Annotated in this window: 11 protein-coding genes and 1 CRISPR repeat array; of the genes, 7 read left to right on the top strand and 4 right to left on the bottom strand. The window is 49.2% G+C overall.

All coding sequences use genetic code 11. The features are described from left to right. Positions 1-118: 118 nt before the first annotated feature. Both GWC94_RS12080 and GWC94_RS12075 read left to right on the top strand, forming a co-directional pair. Positions 119-3,370 carry a VCBS repeat-containing protein gene (locus tag GWC94_RS12080; RefSeq protein ID WP_235918520.1) on the top strand — a complete coding sequence of 1,084 codons (3,252 nt, stop codon included), beginning with the start codon at positions 119-121 and terminating at the stop codon, positions 3,368-3,370. Further along, positions 3,354-6,716, top strand: coding sequence for a VCBS repeat-containing protein (locus GWC94_RS12075; protein ID WP_235918519.1), 3,363 nt, complete (start codon positions 3,354-3,356; stop codon positions 6,714-6,716). Before GWC94_RS12080 ends, GWC94_RS12075 begins: the two co-directional genes overlap by 17 nt. A gap of 1 nt (position 6,717) precedes the next feature. Here the strand turns inward: GWC94_RS12075 and GWC94_RS12070 are convergent, their stop codons facing one another. Next, entirely contained in the window at positions 6,718-8,703 is a 1,986-nt protein-coding gene (locus tag GWC94_RS12070; protein WP_161835275.1) for a gliding motility-associated C-terminal domain-containing protein, read from the bottom strand. 184 nt (positions 8,704-8,887) lie between these two features. Further along, positions 8,888-9,826, bottom strand: a complete 939-nt coding sequence (locus GWC94_RS12065) for a GyrI-like domain-containing protein (protein ID WP_161835274.1) — start codon at positions 9,824-9,826, stop codon at positions 8,888-8,890. 177 nt (positions 9,827-10,003) lie between these two features. Between GWC94_RS12065 and GWC94_RS12060 the strand changes: the two genes are divergently transcribed. The 5 genes from GWC94_RS12060 (at position 10,004) to GWC94_RS12040 (ending at position 16,304) form a co-directional block, all read left to right on the top strand. After that, entirely contained in the window at positions 10,004-12,040 is a 2,037-nt protein-coding gene (locus tag GWC94_RS12060) for a glycosyl hydrolase family 95 catalytic domain-containing protein (protein WP_161835273.1), read from the top strand. A 20-nt stretch (positions 12,041-12,060) separates the two neighbouring features. Then, positions 12,061-12,618, top strand: a complete 558-nt coding sequence (locus GWC94_RS12055) for a hypothetical protein (RefSeq protein WP_161835272.1) — start codon at positions 12,061-12,063, stop codon at positions 12,616-12,618. Between the two features lie 48 nt (positions 12,619-12,666). Continuing rightward, complete coding sequence (locus GWC94_RS12050; protein WP_161835271.1) at positions 12,667-13,995, top strand: vanadium-dependent haloperoxidase; 1,329 nt, start codon at positions 12,667-12,669, stop codon at positions 13,993-13,995. Positions 13,996-14,034: 39 nt separating this feature from the next. Next, positions 14,035-15,129: a hypothetical protein gene (locus GWC94_RS12045; protein WP_161835270.1), complete on the top strand. Its 1,095-nt coding sequence runs from the start codon at positions 14,035-14,037 to the stop codon at positions 15,127-15,129. Between the two features lie 179 nt (positions 15,130-15,308). After that, complete coding sequence (locus tag GWC94_RS12040) at positions 15,309-16,304, top strand: LacI family DNA-binding transcriptional regulator (RefSeq protein ID WP_161835269.1); 996 nt, start codon at positions 15,309-15,311, stop codon at positions 16,302-16,304. A 243-nt stretch (positions 16,305-16,547) separates the two neighbouring features. After that, positions 16,548-18,360: a CRISPR direct-repeat array (repeat unit 47 nt; unit sequence GTTGTGATTTGCTTTCAAATTGTCATGTAACTTAGCTCTTATACAAC). A 108-nt stretch (positions 18,361-18,468) separates the two neighbouring features. Here GWC94_RS12040 and cas2 read toward each other — a convergent pair. Both cas2 and cas1 read right to left on the bottom strand, forming a co-directional pair. Beyond that, positions 18,469-18,774 carry a CRISPR-associated endonuclease Cas2 gene (cas2, locus tag GWC94_RS12035; RefSeq protein WP_202628747.1) on the bottom strand — a complete coding sequence of 102 codons (306 nt, stop codon included), beginning with the start codon at positions 18,772-18,774 and terminating at the stop codon, positions 18,469-18,471. Positions 18,775-18,812: 38 nt separating this feature from the next. Further along, positions 18,813-19,727 (bottom strand): type II CRISPR-associated endonuclease Cas1, encoded by a 915-nt coding sequence (gene cas1 / locus GWC94_RS12030; RefSeq protein WP_161835267.1) that lies wholly within the window; start codon positions 19,725-19,727, stop codon positions 18,813-18,815. Positions 19,728-19,739: the final 12 nt, after the last annotated feature.

Here is a 19,739-nt window from a genome sequence, read left to right as displayed (position 1 = left end):
GCAAAAGGTCATTAATTTTAATGACCTTTTGTTTTTTATAGATATGAAATCTTACGGTAAGTTTTTTATCCCTGTGCTCCTCCTGCTTTTTTCCTGTAAACAAAAAAAAGCGGCCGGTTTGTTCGAGCTCATGGAGCATACGGGGATATCTTTCACCAACACAGTGCAGAACACGCGGGACCAGAACATTTTTTCCTTCCGGAATTTTTACAACGGCGGCGGTGCGGGCATCGGCGATATCAACAACGACGGACTGGCCGATGTGTTCTTCACTGCCAACATGGGCAGTAACAAACTGTTTCTTAACAAGGGTAACTGGAAATTTGAAGACATCTCGGCGAAAGCAGGGTTTACCCCCAAGGAAAAATGGAGTACGGGTGTGGTAATGGTAGACATCAACAACGATGGCTGGCTGGATATCTATGTCTGCAATTCGGCGCATATCAACGATGGTGTCAGCAGGGAGAACGAGCTTTACATCAATAACCACGATCTTACCTTTACGGAATCTGCGAAAGAATATGGTCTGGCAGACAGCGGTTATTCTACCCAGGCCTCTTTTTTCGATTATGATATGGACGGGGACCTGGACTGTTTTATCGTTAACAACAGTCCCATACCGGTCAACACGCTTAACTATGCAAACAAGCGCGACCTGCCGGCAGCGCAATGGCCCATCGCGCCTTACCTGCGCGGCGGCGGTGATCATTTGTACCGCAATGACAACGGCAGGTTCAAGGAGGTAAGCAGCGAGGCGGGTATACATGGCAGCCTGATCAGCTTTGGTCTGGGTGTTACCGTAGGCGATGTGAACGGTGACAATTATCCCGATGTATACGTATCGAACGATTTTTTTGAACGCGATTACCTCTACATCAACCAGAGGAACGGCACATTCAAAGATGAGCTGGAGAACTGGATGCAGCATACCAGCCTGGCCTCTATGGGCGCCGATATCGCCGATGTGAACAACGACGGCTATCCGGATATATTCACCACCGATATGCTGGCCGATGACGATTACCGGCTGAAAACAACATCCGCATTCGATAACATCGATGTATACAAACTGAAAGAAAACACCGGCTTTTACCACCAGTACCAGCAGAATACCTTACAGATCAATAACCGGCATGGCAAATTCATGGATGCCGCCTATTTCAGCGGTGTTGCGGCTTCAGACTGGAGCTGGGGCGGACTGATGTTCGATGCCGATAACGATGGATTAACGGATCTCTATATCTGCAACGGCATTACACACGATCTGACCAACCAGGATTTTATCGATTTTTTTGCCAACGACATCGTACAGAAGACCGCGCTCTCGGGTAAAATGCGTGAGGTGGACAGCGTTATCAATAAAATGCCCTCCGTTCCGCTGCTTAACAAGGCGTTCCGCAATACCGGCAACCTGCATTTTACGGACGAAGGCAAAAACTGGGGATTCACCCAACCCTCGTTCTCCAACGGAGCCGCCTATGGTGATCTCGATAACGACGGAGATCTCGATATGGTCGTGAACAATGTAAACCAGCCGGCATTCATCTACCGCAACAACAGCCGCGAAACAACCCCGCAGCATTATGTGTCCGTTTCACTGAAGGGATTGCCCGGCAATACATTTGCCATAGGCAGCAGCATCAAAGTGTATACCGGTAAAGAGGTGCTTAGCCGCGAGCTGATGCCAAGCAGGGGCTTTCAGTCTTCAATGGATTATAAGACCGTGATCGGTCTGGGTGCACAGACAAAGATCGATTCGCTGGTGGTGATCTGGCCCAACAGAACCTATTCAACATACGATCATCCGGCCATTGACACGCTGCATGTGCTGCAGCAGCCGGCGCAGGCAAAAAAGATCGGCGAGCCCGCACCCTTCACGGCGCAGCCCCTGCTGATGCCGGTAAAAAGCAATTTTGAAAAACATACCGAAGACGATTATATAGATTTTTATACCGAGCGGAACATACCGGAAATGCTTTCGCGCGAGGGGCCACGCTGCGCGGTGGGCGATGTGAACGGCGACGGGCTCGATGATGTGTTTATCGGCGGAACCGTTAAACATCCGGGACAATTATACCTGCAGACAGCAGGCAACGCCTTTGTAAAAAAAGTGCAGCCCGTATTTGACCGGTTCGTGGATTTTGAAGATGTGGCGGTATTGTTTTTTGATGCGGATGGCGACAAAGACCTTGACCTGTTTGTAGGAGCCGGAGGTAACAACGCTTCCTTTGGCGACAGGATATTCGCACACCGCCTGCTGCTGAACGATGGCAAAGGAAACTTCCGTGTTGCCGACAATGCCTTCCCGGCAAACAGCGTAAACATCGGCGTAGCCGTTGCCAGCGATTTTGACCGCGATGGCGATCTGGATCTTTTTGTAGGCGGCAGAAGCGTGCCCGGCGAATACGGCGTTACCCCTTCCAGCTACCTGTATGTAAACGACGGCAAAGGACATTTTACGGATATCGCCGCCGAACGCAACCCCGATATCGCAAAGATCGGTATGGTAACAGGCGCGGCCTGGGTAGACATACAGGGCGACAGGGAAAAAGAACTGGTGATCGCGGGGCAGTGGATGGGTGTGCGTGCATTTGCCTACAGCGGCGGCAAATTTGCAGAGGTAAAAACCAATCTGTCGAGCATGCATGGCTGGTGGCAGACACTGCAGGCGGCCGACCTGGACGGAGACGGAGACGAAGATCTTGTGCTGGGTAATATTGGGGAAAATTTTTACCTGCGGCCAGATGCGCAGAACCCGGTGAAGATATGGGTATCCGATTTTGACCAGAATAATATCAACGACAAAATACTTACCAGAGCCATTGACGGGAAAGATATGCCTGTATTCCTGAAACGCGATCTGGAAGAACAGGTGCCCGCTTTAAAAAAGAAAAACCTGCGTCACGAAACGTTTGCAACCAAGCCGGTGCAGGAACTGTTTACGGAGGAACAACTGAAAAAAGCTTCGGTAAAGGATTTTACCTATTCTGCCTCCTGTGTGGCGCTCAATAACCGGAACGGACAGTTCACCGTGCAGAAACTTCCGCTGATACAGCAGTTATCGTCTGTAAATGCCATCCGGTGTATGGACGTGAACAACGATGGCCGAACCGATCTTGTCCTTGGCGGAAACAAATTCACTTTTATGCCGCAGCTCGGACGGCTGGATGCGGGCTATGGTGCCGTTTTGCTGAACGATGGCAAAGCCGGGTTTACGGCCATGGAACCCAATGCTTCCGGTCTCGAGCTCCGCGCCGAACTGAAAGATATCGGGCTGATCAATACACCCGGCAAACGGTACCTGCTGTTCCTGCAGAACAACCAGCTGCCGGTTTTGATGGAACTTCAAAAGAATGGAAAGGGGAAATAGTATGCGGAACTGTACGGGAATAAAATCGGTTGTATGGATCCTGTTAGGCGGATGGGCACTGGTGACGCTTTCATCATGCAAACAAACGCCCGGCGGGCCCGTATTGTTCGAGGTGCTGAAAGAAGACCGCACCGGTATTGCCTTCAACAACAAACTGACACCCACGCAGGATTTCAACATGTTCAAGTACATGTATTTCTATAACGGAAGCGGCGTGGGTGCAGGCGATTTTAACAACGACGGTCTGGTAGATCTTTTCTTCGCATCCAACCAGGGCGAAAACAAATTGTACCTCAATACTGGGTCGCTGCATTTCAGAGACGTTACCGCCGAAGCGCGGGTGGTGCAGGACGGGTCCTGGTCTACCGGCGTATCGGTGGTGGACATCAACAACGATGGGTTGCTGGACCTGTATATATGCCGTGTGGGAAAATATGAGACATTAAAAGGACATAACCTGCTGCTGCTGTGCACCGGTATCAATAAAAACGGTGTTCCGCAATACGAGGAAAGATCGCAGGCCTACGGGATCGATTTTGCAGGGTTCAGTACCCAGGCCGCTTTTCTGGATTACGACAGGGACGGTGATCTGGATATGTTCCTGCTGAATCATTCCGTGCACCAGAACGGGTCTTTTGCAGAGAGAAGTCATTTCCTCGGCACCTACAATGAGCTGTCGGGCGACAGGCTGTATCGCAACGATGGGGCGCATTTTACCGATGTTACCAAAGCATCTGCCATCAACAGCTCCGCTATCAGCTACGGACTGGGCGTGGTGGTGGCGGATATCAACCTTGACGGCTATCCCGATATTTATGTGGGCAATGATTTTCACGAGAACGATTACCTCTATATCAACCGGCGCAACGGAACATTCCGCGATGAGAGCACAGAAAGGCTGATGCATACCAGCCAGTTTTCGATGGGTGTGGATATTGCGGATGTGAACAACGACGGCTTTCCCGATATCACTTCGATGGATATGCTGCCTTCAGACCCTTATATCCTGAAAAGATCGGAGGGAGAAGATGCCTATGATATCTTCAACATGAAGATCAGTTACGGGTACCATTACCAGTATACCCGCAACAACCTGCAGCTGAACAGGCGCAACGGTATGTTCAGTGAAACCGGGTTGTATTCGGGTATGGCGGCAACAGACTGGAGCTGGGCAAGTCTATGGATGGATTTCGATAACGATGGCCGTAAAGATCTTTTTATATCGAATGGCATACCCAAGCGGATGAACGATATCGACTACATCAATTTTGTTTCGGATGGAGAGATACAGAGCAAGATCCGCTCCAACAGTCTTGCGCAGACGGATATGGCATTGATCGATAAATTTCCCCAGATCAAGATCCCCAACAAATTTTACCGAAACAGCGGCAATATGGTCTTTACCGATATGGGAGCGCATATCGCCGGCGATATACCCACTTATTCCAACGGCGCCGTATATGCCGATCTCGATAACGACGGAGATCTGGATATCGTGGTAAACAATATTGATGAGCCGGTACTGGTTTACGCAAACAAAAGCAATGATGACCGCAGCAAGGCATACGCCGAGATCAGGCTGAAGGGCGATGCAAAGAACATCAACGCCACGGGTGCAAAAGTGCTGCTTTTTACGGCAGACAGTATACGCAGCTACGAGAAAACACCGGTCAGGGGTTTTCTTTCGAGCATGGAAACATCACTGCATATTGGCCTTGACCAAACCAGGATCGATTCTTCGTTTCTTGTATGGCCCGACAATACCTACGAGGTTATCCGGTTTAAGCCCGGACAGTCGGCATACACTTTTACCTACAGGAAAGGTCTTCCGCTTTTCGATTTTAACCGGATCGTTTCTTTCAGACCCAATAACACGCGCCGGATGGAAGACATTGCCGCGCAGACGGGGCTCCTGTTCAGGCATACCGAAAATGAGTTCAACGAATTTAACCGTGAGCCCCTGCTGCCGCATATGGTTTCTACCGAAGGACCGGCGCTGGCGGTGGGAGACATTAATAAAGACGGCCTGGAAGATGTTTTTATCGGCGGCGCCAAAGAAACCCGGCGAGGCGTTTGGTTACAGCAGGCTTCGGGGAAGTTCACCAGTCTGCGGCAGCCGGCGCTGGAGAAAGACAGTGTGTATGAAGATGTGGATGCCTGCTGGGCAGATATCAACAAAGACGGTTATCCCGATCTGCTGGTGGCCAGCGGCGGTAACGAATACTACGGTAGGGAAGAGTACCTGCAGCCACGCGCCTACCTGAATGATGGCAAAGGCAACCTGGTAAAACTGGCGCATGCCTTTGACGATATTTTTATGACAGCCTCGTGTATCAGCGCCACCGATTTTAACGGAGACGGATATGTTGACCTGTTCATAGGCAGCAGGGCCGTGCCTTTTGCCTACGGTCAGGCACCGGTATCCCGCCTGTTGCAGAACGATGGTTCGGGAAAATTCAGGGATGTAACGGCTTTGTATGCGCCAGCGATCAAAGATGCGGGCATGGTAACGGGTTCGGTCTGGACGGATATCGACAAAGACGGAGACCCCGACCTGCTGCTGTGCAGGGAATGGGGTGGCATTGATGCCTTCATCAATACCCGCGGCACATTCAGCAGACAGGTGCTTACGGATAAAAAAGGCTGGTGGAATTTTCTGTTGCCGGTGGATATTGATAACGACGGCGACCTGGATCTTGTTGCAGGAAACCTGGGGCTGAACAGCAGGCTGAAAGCATCGGCGCAACAGCCTGTTCGCCTGTATTACGACGATTTTGACGGTAACGGAAAAAAAGAGCAGGTGCTTACTTACTACCTTAACGGAAAAGAACTGCCCTTTGCCAACAAAGCAGAACTCGAAAAACAAATGCCCGTACTGAAGAAAAAATACCTCTATGCCGAAGATTTTGCAAAAGCCGGTCTTACGGATATCTTAAGCAGAGACCAGCTTGGTAAAGCGCAGCAGTACAGCGCCGATTATTTTTCCAATGCCATACTCATCAATAACGGCAATCTTTCTTTTACCGTACAGGCTCTTCCCTGGGAAGCGCAGCTCAGTTCTTTCCGCGATGCGGCAACGATCGATGCCAATGGAGACGGCCTGACTGATATTTTGCTCGGCGGTAATTACTACGGCAACAATATCCAGATGGGAAGGTATGATGCAGATTACGGAACCCTGCTCGTGAACAAAGGCAAAGCCGGTTTTGCCGTGCAAACGATCAACGGGGTTTCGGTAAAAGGACAGGTAAGAAAAATACGTCCCATAAAGATTGGCAAAAAGGCGGCCTGGGTACTTGCGCGTAACAACGATACCGCCGTATTGCTGCGTTTTGCGGATAAATAGCTCACCTGATCAATTGCAGGCTTCCTGCCAGGCTGATCTTTCTGCCGGTCAGTAACGATTCTGCTTCTACCTGGTAAACATACGTGCCCGATGGCTGTTTGATTTTTCGGTAACTGCCATCCCATCCCCGGCTGAAGTCGTCGGAAGAGAACAACAGGTTGCCCCAGCGGTTGTAGATTCGGAAACTGATCAGTTTGTGTTTACCCGTTGCCGGTATCCGGAACACATCGTTGAGGTAATCGCCGTTCGGCGTAAACGCATTGGGAATGTAAAGCGGCGCATCACACAAAGCATGTACCGTTACCCGGCTTGTTTTAGCGCCGCATATATTTTGCACCGATACCGAGTACACACCGGCCTGCCGCACCGTGTAATGATCTGCGGTGGATACGGGTTCGTTCATCCAGCGATACTGGCCATAACCGGGCGTTGCGTACAGCACCACCGAGTCTTTGTTCTCCATACAGGTATCTTTCCCCAGCGAGAGGGAAGAAGGTTCCCTGCGTACCTCGAAAGAATAATATACAATGCTGTCGCAGCCTTTTGCCGTGCTGAAGCGCACAAAATAATCACCGGAGTATTGTATGCGGGTATTATCGGGCAGCACAAAACCGCCGCTGCAGATGGTGTCTTTTTTCATGGTAGCGGCGGCTGCCGAAGCACAGCAGCTGTAATTGCATTCGTCTGTTCTTTGCAATGGGTATTCACTGGCCGTTACCTGCAAAACAGAAAACGGGTCCTGCATAACGCTATCGCTGCCAAACTGCATCTGTGCATTGTCGCCTGAGAAAAAATCGGCAGTATAGGCAGTGAAATCGCCGGGAATAATACGGCAGTTAACATCAGCGGCAGGGGCGGTTCTGACCAGCTGTGTTTGTTTGGCATCGGCCGGGATATTCATGAACACAAAATACTGGTTGCCGCCCGTGCAGAAAGCGGCCGCCCGCTCGCGGCCATTGGTCGTTTGCAGTGTGTTCCATCTTACCGGCCGGCCACCAACATCGATCTCCGCAATACTGGCGCTGCCGCCATTTTCGGTAAGCAATAGCTGGCTGCCATCTGCCAGCCCGCTGCCGTCAACGGTATAGGACCCGGGAAGCGCGGTTTGGTAGGCGATTGTTTTTTTCAGCATGCCATTCGCATCAGCGATCATATTCACACTCCTCGAGGAGGCCGGCGGAACCGTGATGGCATTGGTGTCTGCATAGGCGGCAAAGGAAATATCTCCATTGGGCAGTTCTGTAATGTTGCGTACAGAGCTCTCAGGAAAGAATACATTGGCGGCTTTATTCCTCAGCAAATAGCAGCGGTCCCATCGTTTGGTGCCGTTTTTTTCGTCGAGCGATAACCAGTAATAGTTCACTTTCAGAATGGAATCCCTGCCAACGATCCGCTGGTCGATGATGCCGGCGGCTACGATAGCGCCATTTGCCAGTTGTATCAGGCGGTTAGACAGGTTGAAGCGGAATTCAAAAATATCCGAAGCATAGGCGGTGGCCCATTTGATCCGGGCAGACAGGTCCATTTTCAGCATCACTGTTTTTGTCTGGAAAGGCGGGCGCTTCCATAGCACGGTATTCATCACAATATCGCCATCCCTGGTCTTTAGTAAATTCTCGATGAACGTGCTTTCCGTTCCGGGCTGAAAGGATTTGTCCATTTTTCTTGCCCATAACAGGTTGCCGTAACGATCCACATGCAGCAATACACCCCAGTTAGGGTTGGGCACAGGATTCAACGGGTCTGTTGCGCCCCAGTAGGTTTGTATAAAACCGCTGATAAGAAAAGTGGAATCCGTGGCCGCTGTCATATCCCGGAAGGTCAGCAGGTCGTAACCGGGCACCTGCATTCTTTTTGACCATACCAGGTTGCCGCTCTCGGTAAAAAGACTCAGCCATCCGTCGGATCGTACCAGGTTGTTTTTGGTGTAGCCAAGATTACCTGCGCAGAACAGTTCCTTACGCGCAGTGAAAATTGTTTTGACCATCGTTTGGTTTTCCGTACCGCGATAGGCAATGGAAAAATTACCGGTCAGGCATGACTGCGAAGAGGCGGCGCTTACCCAAAAGCAAACGCTGTAAAGCAATACATAACGCAAAAGATGGCGGGTACCCATAGCGATCACAACGGGGCGGTTGCGAAGAATCCTGCACCAATTTACGCAATCCGGCTTACAATATGGGATAGTAAATACGTGTGATCCAGGTGGCGGAATCCTTTACGGGGATGCGTTTGGTGACCAGCGATTCAAAAGGTATTGCAGGCGATGCCAGGTCGTAATCCAGGAGGTACTCCCTGAATTGCGCGTAGGCTTTTTCAATGGCGGCAGGCCCTCCCTTGACCTCGCTCACCAGGATGCGGCCCGGCACCATTTTCTTGATCTCGATGCCGCCGCCGGCGGGCACCGCCTTGCTGACGGGGATGGCAACCCTGGTTTTGTAATGGTCTTTGTCGATACGCGAAACATTCAGCATGGGGAACCCCGTTTCCTGCGTCCCGTTCCCTGCAATATGCTGCTTCAGCTGATCAATAGAATGGTAAATAGCCTCCATGGCGGGCGGTTGCGCCGATTCAAAAAAACTGCTTACCAGCAGCGTATCGGTAACACGGATCTCGCGGATGGCGAGGCCGTATACATTATCCCTGTTCTCGAGAAAATCTTTCAGATGCGCAAGGATCGCCGCCGTTGCGCCTTTCAGCTTTTTGAGTTGAAGGTATTGCCCCACACGGGTAAAAGGGTTATTGCTTGTCTTCAGTCCGTACTGCCATACCACCACAATGGAATCGTAGGAAGATTTGGCGTGCACCATGGTTCCGTTGAGTGTAACGCCGTTGATGGTGGTGGCCAGTTTGGTGCCGCTGAATGCTTTTTCAAGCGGTTTGAAGCCAATATTGTCATAGGTATACGAAAGTTCGTTTTTACTGCCGGATTTACTGCCGGGCCACCAGCTTTGCCATTTGTTTTCATCCGAAAGAAACCTTCCCGCAGCATTGTCAGGGCAATGGATATAGGCAATGCTGGACATAGTCAGGCTGGATGGAACCAGTAAATAAACAGAGGCAGCAGCAACCAGTAACACGGCGAGGCAGATAACCAGTATTTTTTTCATAGAGAGCAGACTGATAACGCAAAATAAGAAGAATGATTGATAAGATCATGGCTGGCATAGCAGCACTGATCTGCGTTCATCTGTGAAATCTGTGGCAATCCCCGCCGAAATTTAACTGCTCCCTTCATTCGGAATAAACAGTAAATTAGCCGGTACATTCCCTGATAAATTGCCTGTATGAAAAAATTACTGTCCGGTATCCTTTTTTCCCTGACCGGTATAGCCCTTGCCGCGCAAACTCCCGACCCCTGGAAGATCACAGCCGATAAGATCAACCCGTCTGCCTATTATGGTGCAACGGTGGCAAACGGCATGATCGGCATTGTTTCTTCGCCCGAACCATTCAAGGTAAAAGATGTGGTGCTAGCCGGTGCGTACGACCTGTACGGCCGCGGGCGTGTCAGTAATTTTCTCCGCAGCTTCAATCTGCTCAATATGCAGATGGATATAGACGGAAGAAGGGTTTCGGCAAATGATGCGAAAAATATGCGCCAGCAACTGGATATGCGGCATGCCAGTTTTACCGTTTCTTTCGATTATACAGACAAAGCCACGGTCAGTTACACCTACTACTCCCTGCGGCAGCTGCCTTTTACCGTATTGATGGATGTCAGCATCACGGCAAAAAAAGACATCGTACTCGGCGGCGCCAGCGTAATGGAGGCGCCCGATGCGCTGAAGGATGTGCAGAATTATTACAACGAGATCGACAGACCGCATGTGGTAATCAGCCTGCTTACTTCTTCGGCAAAAAGCCCTACAGGCAAATTGCTTATGTGCGCATCCAACACTTTTCTCTTCAGCGAACCGCACGGACAGGAACCCAGGGTGATACACGAGATGTGGGACAACAATATGCACCTGATGAAATTCAGCCGCAAACTCAGGGCGGGCGAAACCTACCGGTTCTCCATCGCAGGCACATCCATTACCTCGGCGCATCACGACGACCCGCTGAACGAGGCCGAGCGTATGACCATTTTTGCCAAACTCGAGGGGCGCGACCGACTCATTGGCTTTCACAACAAAGCCTGGGATGCACTCTGGGAAAGCGATATCAGGATCGAGGGCGATGCACAGGCACAGCAGGATATACACAGCATGATGTACCACCTGTATTCGTTTGTACGCGAAGGAACGGATATGAGTCCTTCGCCGATGGGGCTGAGCGGCCTGGGGTACAACGGGCATGTGTTCTGGGATACCGAACTGTGGATGTACCCGGCCATTCTGGTACTGCATCCGGAAATGGCCAGAAGCCTGGTGGAATACCGTTACCAGCGATTACCCGCTGCCAGAAAAAATGCCTTCAACCATGGCTACAAAGGCGCTATGTTTCCCTGGGAAAGTGCCGCCAGCGGTGTGGAAGAAACACCGGTATGGGCGCTGAGCGGGCCTTTCGAACACCATATCACCGCCTGCGTGGGTATTGCCGCATGGAATTATTACTGCGTAACACAGGACAAAGCCTGGCTGCGCGAAAAAGGCTGGCCTGTGCTGAAAGAGACCGCCGATTTCTGGGCCAGCAGGGTTGAGCGTAACGGCCCCGGTAAATACGAGATAAAAAATGTGGTGGCGGCAGACGAGTGGGCAGAGAATGTAGACAACAATGCCTGGACAAATGCCTCCGCCAAAGCCGTACTGCAATACGCAACAGAGGCGGCAAAACTGCTGAACATAACGCCCGACGCCGACTGGCTGCAGGTGGCACAGAATATTCCCATCCTGAAAATGGAGAACGGAGTAACAGGCGAACATGCCGCCTATAAAGGAGAGGGCATCAAGCAGGCAGATGTAAACCTGCTCGCTTACCCGCTGAAAGAAATTACAGACCCCGCCCAGGTAAGAAAAGACCTCGAATATTACGAGACAAGGGTACCCAATGAAGGAACGCCCGCTATGACACAGGCCATTTTTACCTTACTCCACGCACGCCTGGGCGATGCAGACAAAGCCTACCGTTTTTTTGAAGATGCCTACAAACCCAACCTCAATCCGCCGTTCCGTGTAATCGCCGAAACCAAGGGCGGCACCAACCCATATTTCGCCACGGGAGCAGGCGGAATATTGCAGAGTGTGCTGATGGGTTTTGGCGGACTGGAGATCACACCCGCAGGCATTTCGCAGGTAAAATCCGTGCTGCCCGGGCACTGGAAAAGCCTTACGATCACGGGCATCGGGCCTGAAAAGAAAATGTTTTCGGTAAAGCGATAATGTGTTATTTTCACATGAACTTGAAACGTATTGCTGCCATACTGCTGCTGGGTATGCTCCTGTTCAGTTGGGGAGGTTACCGCCTGTTCACCGGCTTCCTGGAGAACAGGGCAGACGCGCGGCTCAGCGCCAGTATTGACCGCAACCAGTACAGCGAATCGGATCTTATCAGCATCAAAGTGGCTACCAGCCTTCCCTATTACCATAACTCCGCAGAATACGAAAGGGTAGAGGGTGAGATCAATATCAAGGGAACCACCTATACCTACGTAAAACGCCGCGTGTACAATGATTCGCTTGAATTATTGTGTATTCCCAATATGGAGAAAACCGGCCTGAAGAAAGCAAAAGAAAACTACGGCCGTATGGTCAACGACCTGGCCGGTAACAATACCGCCTCCGGTAAAGCAGGACATCCTTCCTTTACTGCAAAATTCTCGATCCAGGATTTTACGGATGATCACGGTTTTTTATGGCAGTTTAAAACCGAAGAATCTTCTGTGGATTTTGGCAGACAGGTTTTTGCCGGACTGAAATCGGTTCTGCTGCAAAGACCCGACAGACCGCCTCAGGCCTGATCGGGTTATCAGTCATTCTATTTTCTTTCCTAAATTTTTTGAAACCAGATGAAAAAGCTCCTTACAGGGCTTTGTGTGGTGGCATGTATCGCGTCGTGCAAAAACAGCACGGACTACAAAGCCTACCTGCACAACCCGGAATTATTCAGTTATACCGTACATGAATTGAACACCGTTGTCATGGGAAATAATTTTTCGCCCATGGTAGCCTCACGTAACTACAGTTATGCGGCCATTGCCGCCTACGAAGTGATCGTTGCAGGGTATCCGGAACGGTACCAGTCGCTGTCGGGACAGTTAAAAGGACTGGCTTCCGTAAGCAAACCGGTAACAGATCCGAATGCCGATATCGAACTCGCGGCTTTGTTTGCGTATACCAAGGTGGGAGAGGCAGTTACTTTTCCCGAAGGAAGTATGCAGGCTTACCAGGACAGCATACTGGTGATTGCCAGAAACAAAGGCCTGAGCGCAACCGTGGAGAAAGCTTCGCGGCTGCTGGCAGACAGTGTTGCGGCTTCCATCATACGCTGGAGCAAGGACGATCATTACCTGCAGACACGCGGTGCCGAAAAATATACGGTGAAAGATATTCCGGGACGCTGGGTTCCCACACCGCCGATGTATGCATCGGCTGCAGAGCCGCACTGGAAGGAGATACGGCCGATGGTGCTCGACAGCGCCCAGATGTTTACGCCGCCGGCACCGCCTGATTTCAATATCACGGATAAGAACAGCGTCTATTACAAAGAGGTCATGGCCATCAAAAACGCCGGTGACAGTCTTACGGACGAACAAAAACACATAGCCATGTTCTGGGACGATAATCCCTTTAAGATGAATGTGACAGGTCATATGATGTTTGGCAGTAAGAAATTCTCGCCGCCGGGTCACTGGATGAGCGTGGTGGGTATCGCCGCCAGGAAAGCGAAGCTGGATTTTGCGGAAACGGTATATGCTTATGCAAAAACATCGATCGCTTTGTTCGACGGATTTATTCACACCTTCCAGGCAAAGTATACGTATAACACGGTGAGGCCCGAAACGGTGATCAACAAATACATCGATCCCAACTGGATGCCTTACCTGCAAACGCCTGCTTTTCCTGAATATACCTGCGGGCATTCCACCATTTCTTCGGCGGCAGCCGAAGCGCTTACCAGTGTTTTCGGAGACAATTTCGCCTATACCGATACCACGGAAACAGAATTCGGGATCCCCAGCCGTTCATTCACCTCGTTCAGGGCGGCAGCGCTGGAAAACAACTGGGCGCGGTTCTATGGCGGTATCCATTTTCACAACTCCTGTATCGTGAGCACGGAAATGGGCAGACAGGTTGGTGAACAGGTGGTCAGCAAACTCGTTATGAAAAAGAAATAAAATCAATCACTATTCCTAATTACACTAACTGCTTATACCATGAAATCAATACTTTTTTTTACCGCATGTATCTTCGGTGGCATGGCTCAGGCAAATGCCCAGGGTTGTGTAGCCATCAGGAGCACGGGGGGTATGTGCGTGATGGATCATGCCGAGATGGCCAGTGAATCGGGCTCGGGCACGGCATCCAAATGGCTGTTCAACGCCAACAGCCGTTATTTCAATTCCTACAAACATTTTGTCGGAACCGAAGAGCAGAAACACCGCGTGGAAGCCGGTACGCAGGTGATCAACCATTCCTATACACTTGATCTTGCTGTAACCAGGCTGCTCAGCCCCCGCTGGTCTGTAAGCGCAGACCTGCCGATTATTTCCAATACCCGTTCCTCTTTGTATGAACACGGCGGAAAGGAAAGACATACCACTTCTTCCTTCGGCATCGGCGATATCCGTGTGTGGGCCAATTACTGGCTGCTGGACCCCGCCAAACACCGCAAGGCAAATATTCAACTGGGACTGGGATTGAAACTTGCCACCGGTAACTACCGGTATACCGGCCGTTTTTATACCGCCACCGGCACAACGGTAACAGGGCCTGTTGACCAGTCGATACAGCTTGGCGACGGCGGCACCGGCGTAACAACCGAAATCAATGCGTATTACAATATTGCGCGCCGGCTGGGTGTATACGGCAACTTCTATTACCTCATTAATCCGCAGGAGGTCAATGGCACTTCTTCTGCACGCGGTGGCACACCCTCTGCAACCGCTGTTGCCAATGGAAGCGATGTGATGGCCGTTCCCGACCAGTACATGCTTCGCGCGGGTGTAAACTACAGCCTGAACAGATTTCTTTTTTCAGCCGGTGTACGCAAGGAATGCGTGCCTGTACACGATCTGATCGGCGGAAGCATCGGTTACCGCAGACCGGGTTATGTGGTATCGGTGGAACCCGGGATAACGTATTCATTTCATACATTCAGTCTGTACGCTTATGTGCCCGTGGCCATAGAGCGCAACCGTACACAAAGCATGGCCGACAAGATCACCACGGATCTGACAGGAAAATACACACAGGGCGATGCCGCCTTCGCAGATTACGCGGTGAATATCGGCATCACGCTCAAGTTATAGACGAGATGGCAGACCGTTTTCGACGGGCTGGTCTGCAGATTTTTTTTGATTGATGGTTTCGTAAATGGCAGTTTACGGGAAAGCCTCCTCCGGGTACGGGGGAGGCTTGTTATTGCCGAACGATGCCTGATTTTTCACTGGTATATTATTGTATCTTACGGTATCCTATCGACTGTTATATGATACAACAGAGCACGCTGAAACAATTATCCGAGGTCCTGGGGCTCAGTATTTCCACTGTTTCGCGCGCTTTGAAAGACCACCCGGATATTTCGGAGAAGACAAAGATCAAGGTAAAAGAGCTGGCGCAGGCCATGGAGTACGAGCCCAACAGCTATGCGGTGCAGCTTCGCACAAAAAATAACAATGTACTGGGTATTTTACTGCCTACGATCAATAATTTCTTTTACGATTCCTTTATTTCCGCGGTGGAAGATGAAGCCAGGCTGCATGGCTATTCGGTGCTCATCATGCAGTCGATGGATAAGCTGCAGATAGAGAACAGCAGTCTCAATCTGTTCCGTAAGAATATGGTGGCAGGCCTATTCGTTTCCATTTCGATAGAAACAGATGATCCCGCACCGTTCCTGAAACTGAATGAGCTGAAGACGCCGGTGATCTTTTTCGACAGGGTGCCCGATACGGATGCCTGCAACAAGGTATGCCTGGCAGATGCGGATGCAGCCCGGCTTGCAGCTGAGACCATCATTGCCAAAAAGAAAAAAAAGGTGCTCGCGCTGTTCGGTCATCCCCACCTGAACATCACCAAAAAAAGACTGGCTTCTTTCAGGGAAACCGTGGCGCGCCTGTCGCCGGATACGCAGGTTGCCTATTCTTTTCCCGAGCAATCTGCACAGTCAAGACTGGATACGCTTGCCGCGCTTGACGGCGCCGACCGTCCAGATGTGATCTTCTGCATGGGCGATATGATACTGATCGGTGTGATGTATGCCATTCACGAACGCCGGTTACGCGTACCCGAGGATATCGCGATCGTGAGCATCAGCAACGGTTTGCTGCCTACGCTGTACGATCCCAAGATCACGCATATAGAAACCAACGGCTACAAACTGGGCAAACTTGCCTTTGCCCAAATGCATTCCTGTCTGCAGGGCAACGACCAGGTGGAAGAAGTGTTTGTGGAATCGAAGCTGATAGAAGGCGGATCGATCTGAGTGGTGCTCTGCCGGTGAGCGCGTAGGCTTGCAGTTCCCTTGAAAACCTGATAGAAAGGTATTCCCTGATACCGACAGCCCGATCATTGTTGTTTTTTGTAATTTTGGAATGTACCGCTTATGCAGGTACACCGCAGTCTGTCCCGTCAAAAGGTGGTCTTTGACCTTGCCTATAACCTTAAGTGGGGGATTCGACTGCGGTTTTTATTTTGGGGGCCAATACTTTCGTTTTTATGAGGATGCGCTGTGATTTGCTTTCAAATTGTCATGTAACTTAGCTCTTATACAACAGTATCGAGGATCTTGAGAAGCTCTCCTCCGTTGTGATTTGCTTTCAAATTGTCATGTAACTTAGCTCTTATACAACCAGTAATACGGAAAGCATCTGTGTTTTTGTGTTGTGATTTGCTTTCAAATTGTCATGTAACTTAGCTCTTATACAACATAACGCAAACATTTATCAGCCTCATCACAGTTGTGATTTGCTTTCAAATTGTCATGTAACTTAGCTCTTATACAACCACCCTTCTGACCACGACCCACGAACTGACGTTGTGATTTGCTTTCAAATTGTCATGTAACTTAGCTCTTATACAACCTTCGGCGTCAAAGGCGTTCGCCTGTTGCCGTTGTGATTTGCTTTCAAATTGTCATGTAACTTAGCTCTTATACAACCTTCCACGCGAATACACGGGCGCCAGTTATGTTGTGATTTGCTTTCAAATTGTCATGTAACTTAGCTCTTATACAACGCGCGTCTTCCAGTTCGTTAACCTTCTTCAGTTGTGATTTGCTTTCAAATTGTCATGTAACTTAGCTCTTATACAACACGCGGGAAGGTGATTGCGGATGGATTCGTGTTGTGATTTGCTTTCAAATTGTCATGTAACTTAGCTCTTATACAACCATTCCTTGATATTCGACCAACAGCGCGGGGTTGTGATTTGCTTTCAAATTGTCATGTAACTTAGCTCTTATACAACAAAGTTTTGTCCGACAGTCGTGCCTCCTAAGTTGTGATTTGCTTTCAAATTGTCATGTAACTTAGCTCTTATACAACAATCAGCGCGATACAATGCAGTCGCTTTTGTTGTGATTTGCTTTCAAATTGTCATGTAACTTAGCTCTTATACAACACGCAGTTAACGAGGCAATACGGCGTGGCCGTTGTGATTTGCTTTCAAATTGTCATGTAACTTAGCTCTTATACAACGGGAACACTGATCTATGTTGAAGGAATTCCGTTGTGATTTGCTTTCAAATTGTCATGTAACTTAGCTCTTATACAACCAAAATGGGTAGCGGCCCGAAGAATCGAACGTTGTGATTTGCTTTCAAATTGTCATGTAACTTAGCTCTTATACAACCATCGTGACCTAACTGCGCCAACATTTGCAGTTGTGATTTGCTTTCAAATTGTCATGTAACTTAGCTCTTATACAACACCGTAGGCATCCTGATTCTCGTTGTACAGGTTGTGATTTGCTTTCAAATTGTCATGTAACTTAGCTCTTATACAACCTGTTTACCTACATGAAAGTCTTCAAAGGGTTGTGATTTGCTTTCAAATTGTCATGTAACTTAGCTCTTATACAACAATCCTTATGAAGCTTTAAGGCAGTTCGGGTTGTGATTTGCTTTCAAATTGTCATGTAACTTAGCTCTTATACAACAGGTCAGCGAACGAGCCGGGTATCGCGGTGTTGTGATTTGCTTTCAAATTGTCATGTAACTTAGCTCTTATACAACTCGCGATCCGTTCTTCATTCTGCCGGCGCTGTTGTGATTTGCTTTCAAATTGTCATGTAACTTAGCTCTTATACAACACCGCCATTTCAATTTTACAGAGGGCAATTGTTGTGATTTGCTTTCAAATTGTCATGTAACTTAGCTCTTATACAACTACTCGATACTGTCTTAGATAGCAGTATTCGTTGTGATTTGCTTTCAAATTGTCATGTAACTTAGCTCTTATACAACCCTTTAATAAAGCGGTGGCCGCTTCTTTAGTTGTGATTTGCTTTCAAATTGTCATGTAACTTAGCTCTTATACAACTGATTCAGCTGAAAGCCTTGCTGGCGCTGTATTTGAGCTAAAAAATAGGATGAAAAAATGCGGTTCCGGCTGCTTTTTTTTCATCCTATTGTTATTTTGTCCCGATTTCTAGAACATTTCCAGTTGTTGAACGGGATTATGGGTTTGCCGGGGCTCTTTTCCGATAAATAGCTCCACCATAGCAAATTGTTTGTCAGTAAACTGAAAAATACCCACATGCCCCTTAGACGGAAGGAAGCTTTTCACTCTTTTTATATGCACGTCCGCATTTTCCCTGCTGGGGCAGTGACGCATATAAATACTGAATTGGAACATCTGGAAGCCGTCTGTCATCAATTTTTTTCGGAAAATTGTATAGGCTTTTCTGTCCTTTTTAGTGTCGGTCGGGAGATCAAATAAAACCAGTACCCACATAATGCGATAAGCGTTTAATCGGGTATTGTAATGCCGGCTCATGCAAAACCGGCGAACTCCGGATAGTCTATTTTCCTAGCTTTTCCCTCAAAACATTTGGCCAGACTTGCGGTGGTTTTCTGAACCGCAACCATCAGCGGACTTTTTTCACCTTTAATTCTGACATCCATCGATGGTATAGTCAGCAATGCTTTCTTGATGGCTGGGCCTATATCCAGAAAAAGCCCGTTGCCTCGTACAATATCACAGACCATTTTGTCTACAAATGGACGATATGGCTCCATGATATCGTCAGCAAGACAGTAGGCGTTATACTGGTTTCGGTGGAAAATTCCTAAAGTTGGCAGCAGTCCGCTTGCCACCAGGTTTCGTGCAACAACTGCTCTTAAAACTGCGTATCCATAATTTAATAAGTGATTAGGTGGCGCTCCTTCACGCTCTCGTCGGAAATCCGGACCAACCGCAGTATGCGTGAACAGGTATTTCCAGTAATAAACTGCTGCAGTTGCTTCAAGATTCGTCGGATCACCGCTTTTTACTTTCAATGCCCAGTTCCTAAGCGAGGTCGCAGGTAGCCGATGGGATTCCAATAGAGCTGCCTGATTGGTGATCTTGCTGGCAATCGTCTGCTGCCAAAGCTGCTTTTTAAGAGGTTGGGACGCCTCTATCTGAGCCTGGAATTTTTGACTTTGCAGGCTATGGCCGTCCAGATTCAGGAACAGCCCCGCGGGATGGTGCGCAAAGTCGCAGGAGATTACCGCAACATTATTTCCTATCAATTTCGCCAGCAATGCCTGGGTAATGGTAATCTGTTGATTATCAAGAATCAAGATGCCTATATCTTCAACCGGTATCTGTTTTATTTCACCGCTGTCGACAGCCTCGTATACCAATTGTTCATTTTGTGTTTTGAGGTAGGCCGGGTTACCAAAATATAATGTTCGTTTGATCACGGATCATTTTTG

This window comes from Sediminibacterium soli, assembly GCF_009939225.1.
In the GTDB taxonomy this organism is placed as follows: domain Bacteria; phylum Bacteroidota; class Bacteroidia; order Chitinophagales; family Chitinophagaceae; genus Sediminibacterium; species Sediminibacterium soli.
This window is presented reverse-complemented; position numbering and strand designations above follow the sequence as displayed.

Coding starts and splice junctions, on each gene's coding strand:
- GWC94_RS12060 (WP_161835273.1), top strand. CDS start 10,004: ATGAAAAAATTACTGTCCGGTATCCTTTTTTCCCTGACCGGTATAGCC.
- GWC94_RS12040 (WP_161835269.1), top strand. CDS start 15,309: ATGATACAACAGAGCACGCTGAAACAATTATCCGAGGTCCTGGGGCTC.
- GWC94_RS12050 (WP_161835271.1), top strand. CDS start 12,667: ATGAAAAAGCTCCTTACAGGGCTTTGTGTGGTGGCATGTATCGCGTCG.
- cas2 (WP_202628747.1), bottom strand. CDS start 18,774: ATGTGGGTACTGGTTTTATTTGATCTCCCGACCGACACTAAAAAGGAC.
- GWC94_RS12070 (WP_161835275.1), bottom strand. CDS start 8,703: ATGGTCAAAACAATTTTCACTGCGCGTAAGGAACTGTTCTGCGCAGGT.
- GWC94_RS12045 (WP_161835270.1), top strand. CDS start 14,035: ATGAAATCAATACTTTTTTTTACCGCATGTATCTTCGGTGGCATGGCT.
- GWC94_RS12075 (WP_235918519.1), top strand. CDS start 3,354: ATGGAAAGGGGAAATAGTATGCGGAACTGTACGGGAATAAAATCGGTT.
- GWC94_RS12065 (WP_161835274.1), bottom strand. CDS start 9,826: ATGAAAAAAATACTGGTTATCTGCCTCGCCGTGTTACTGGTTGCTGCT.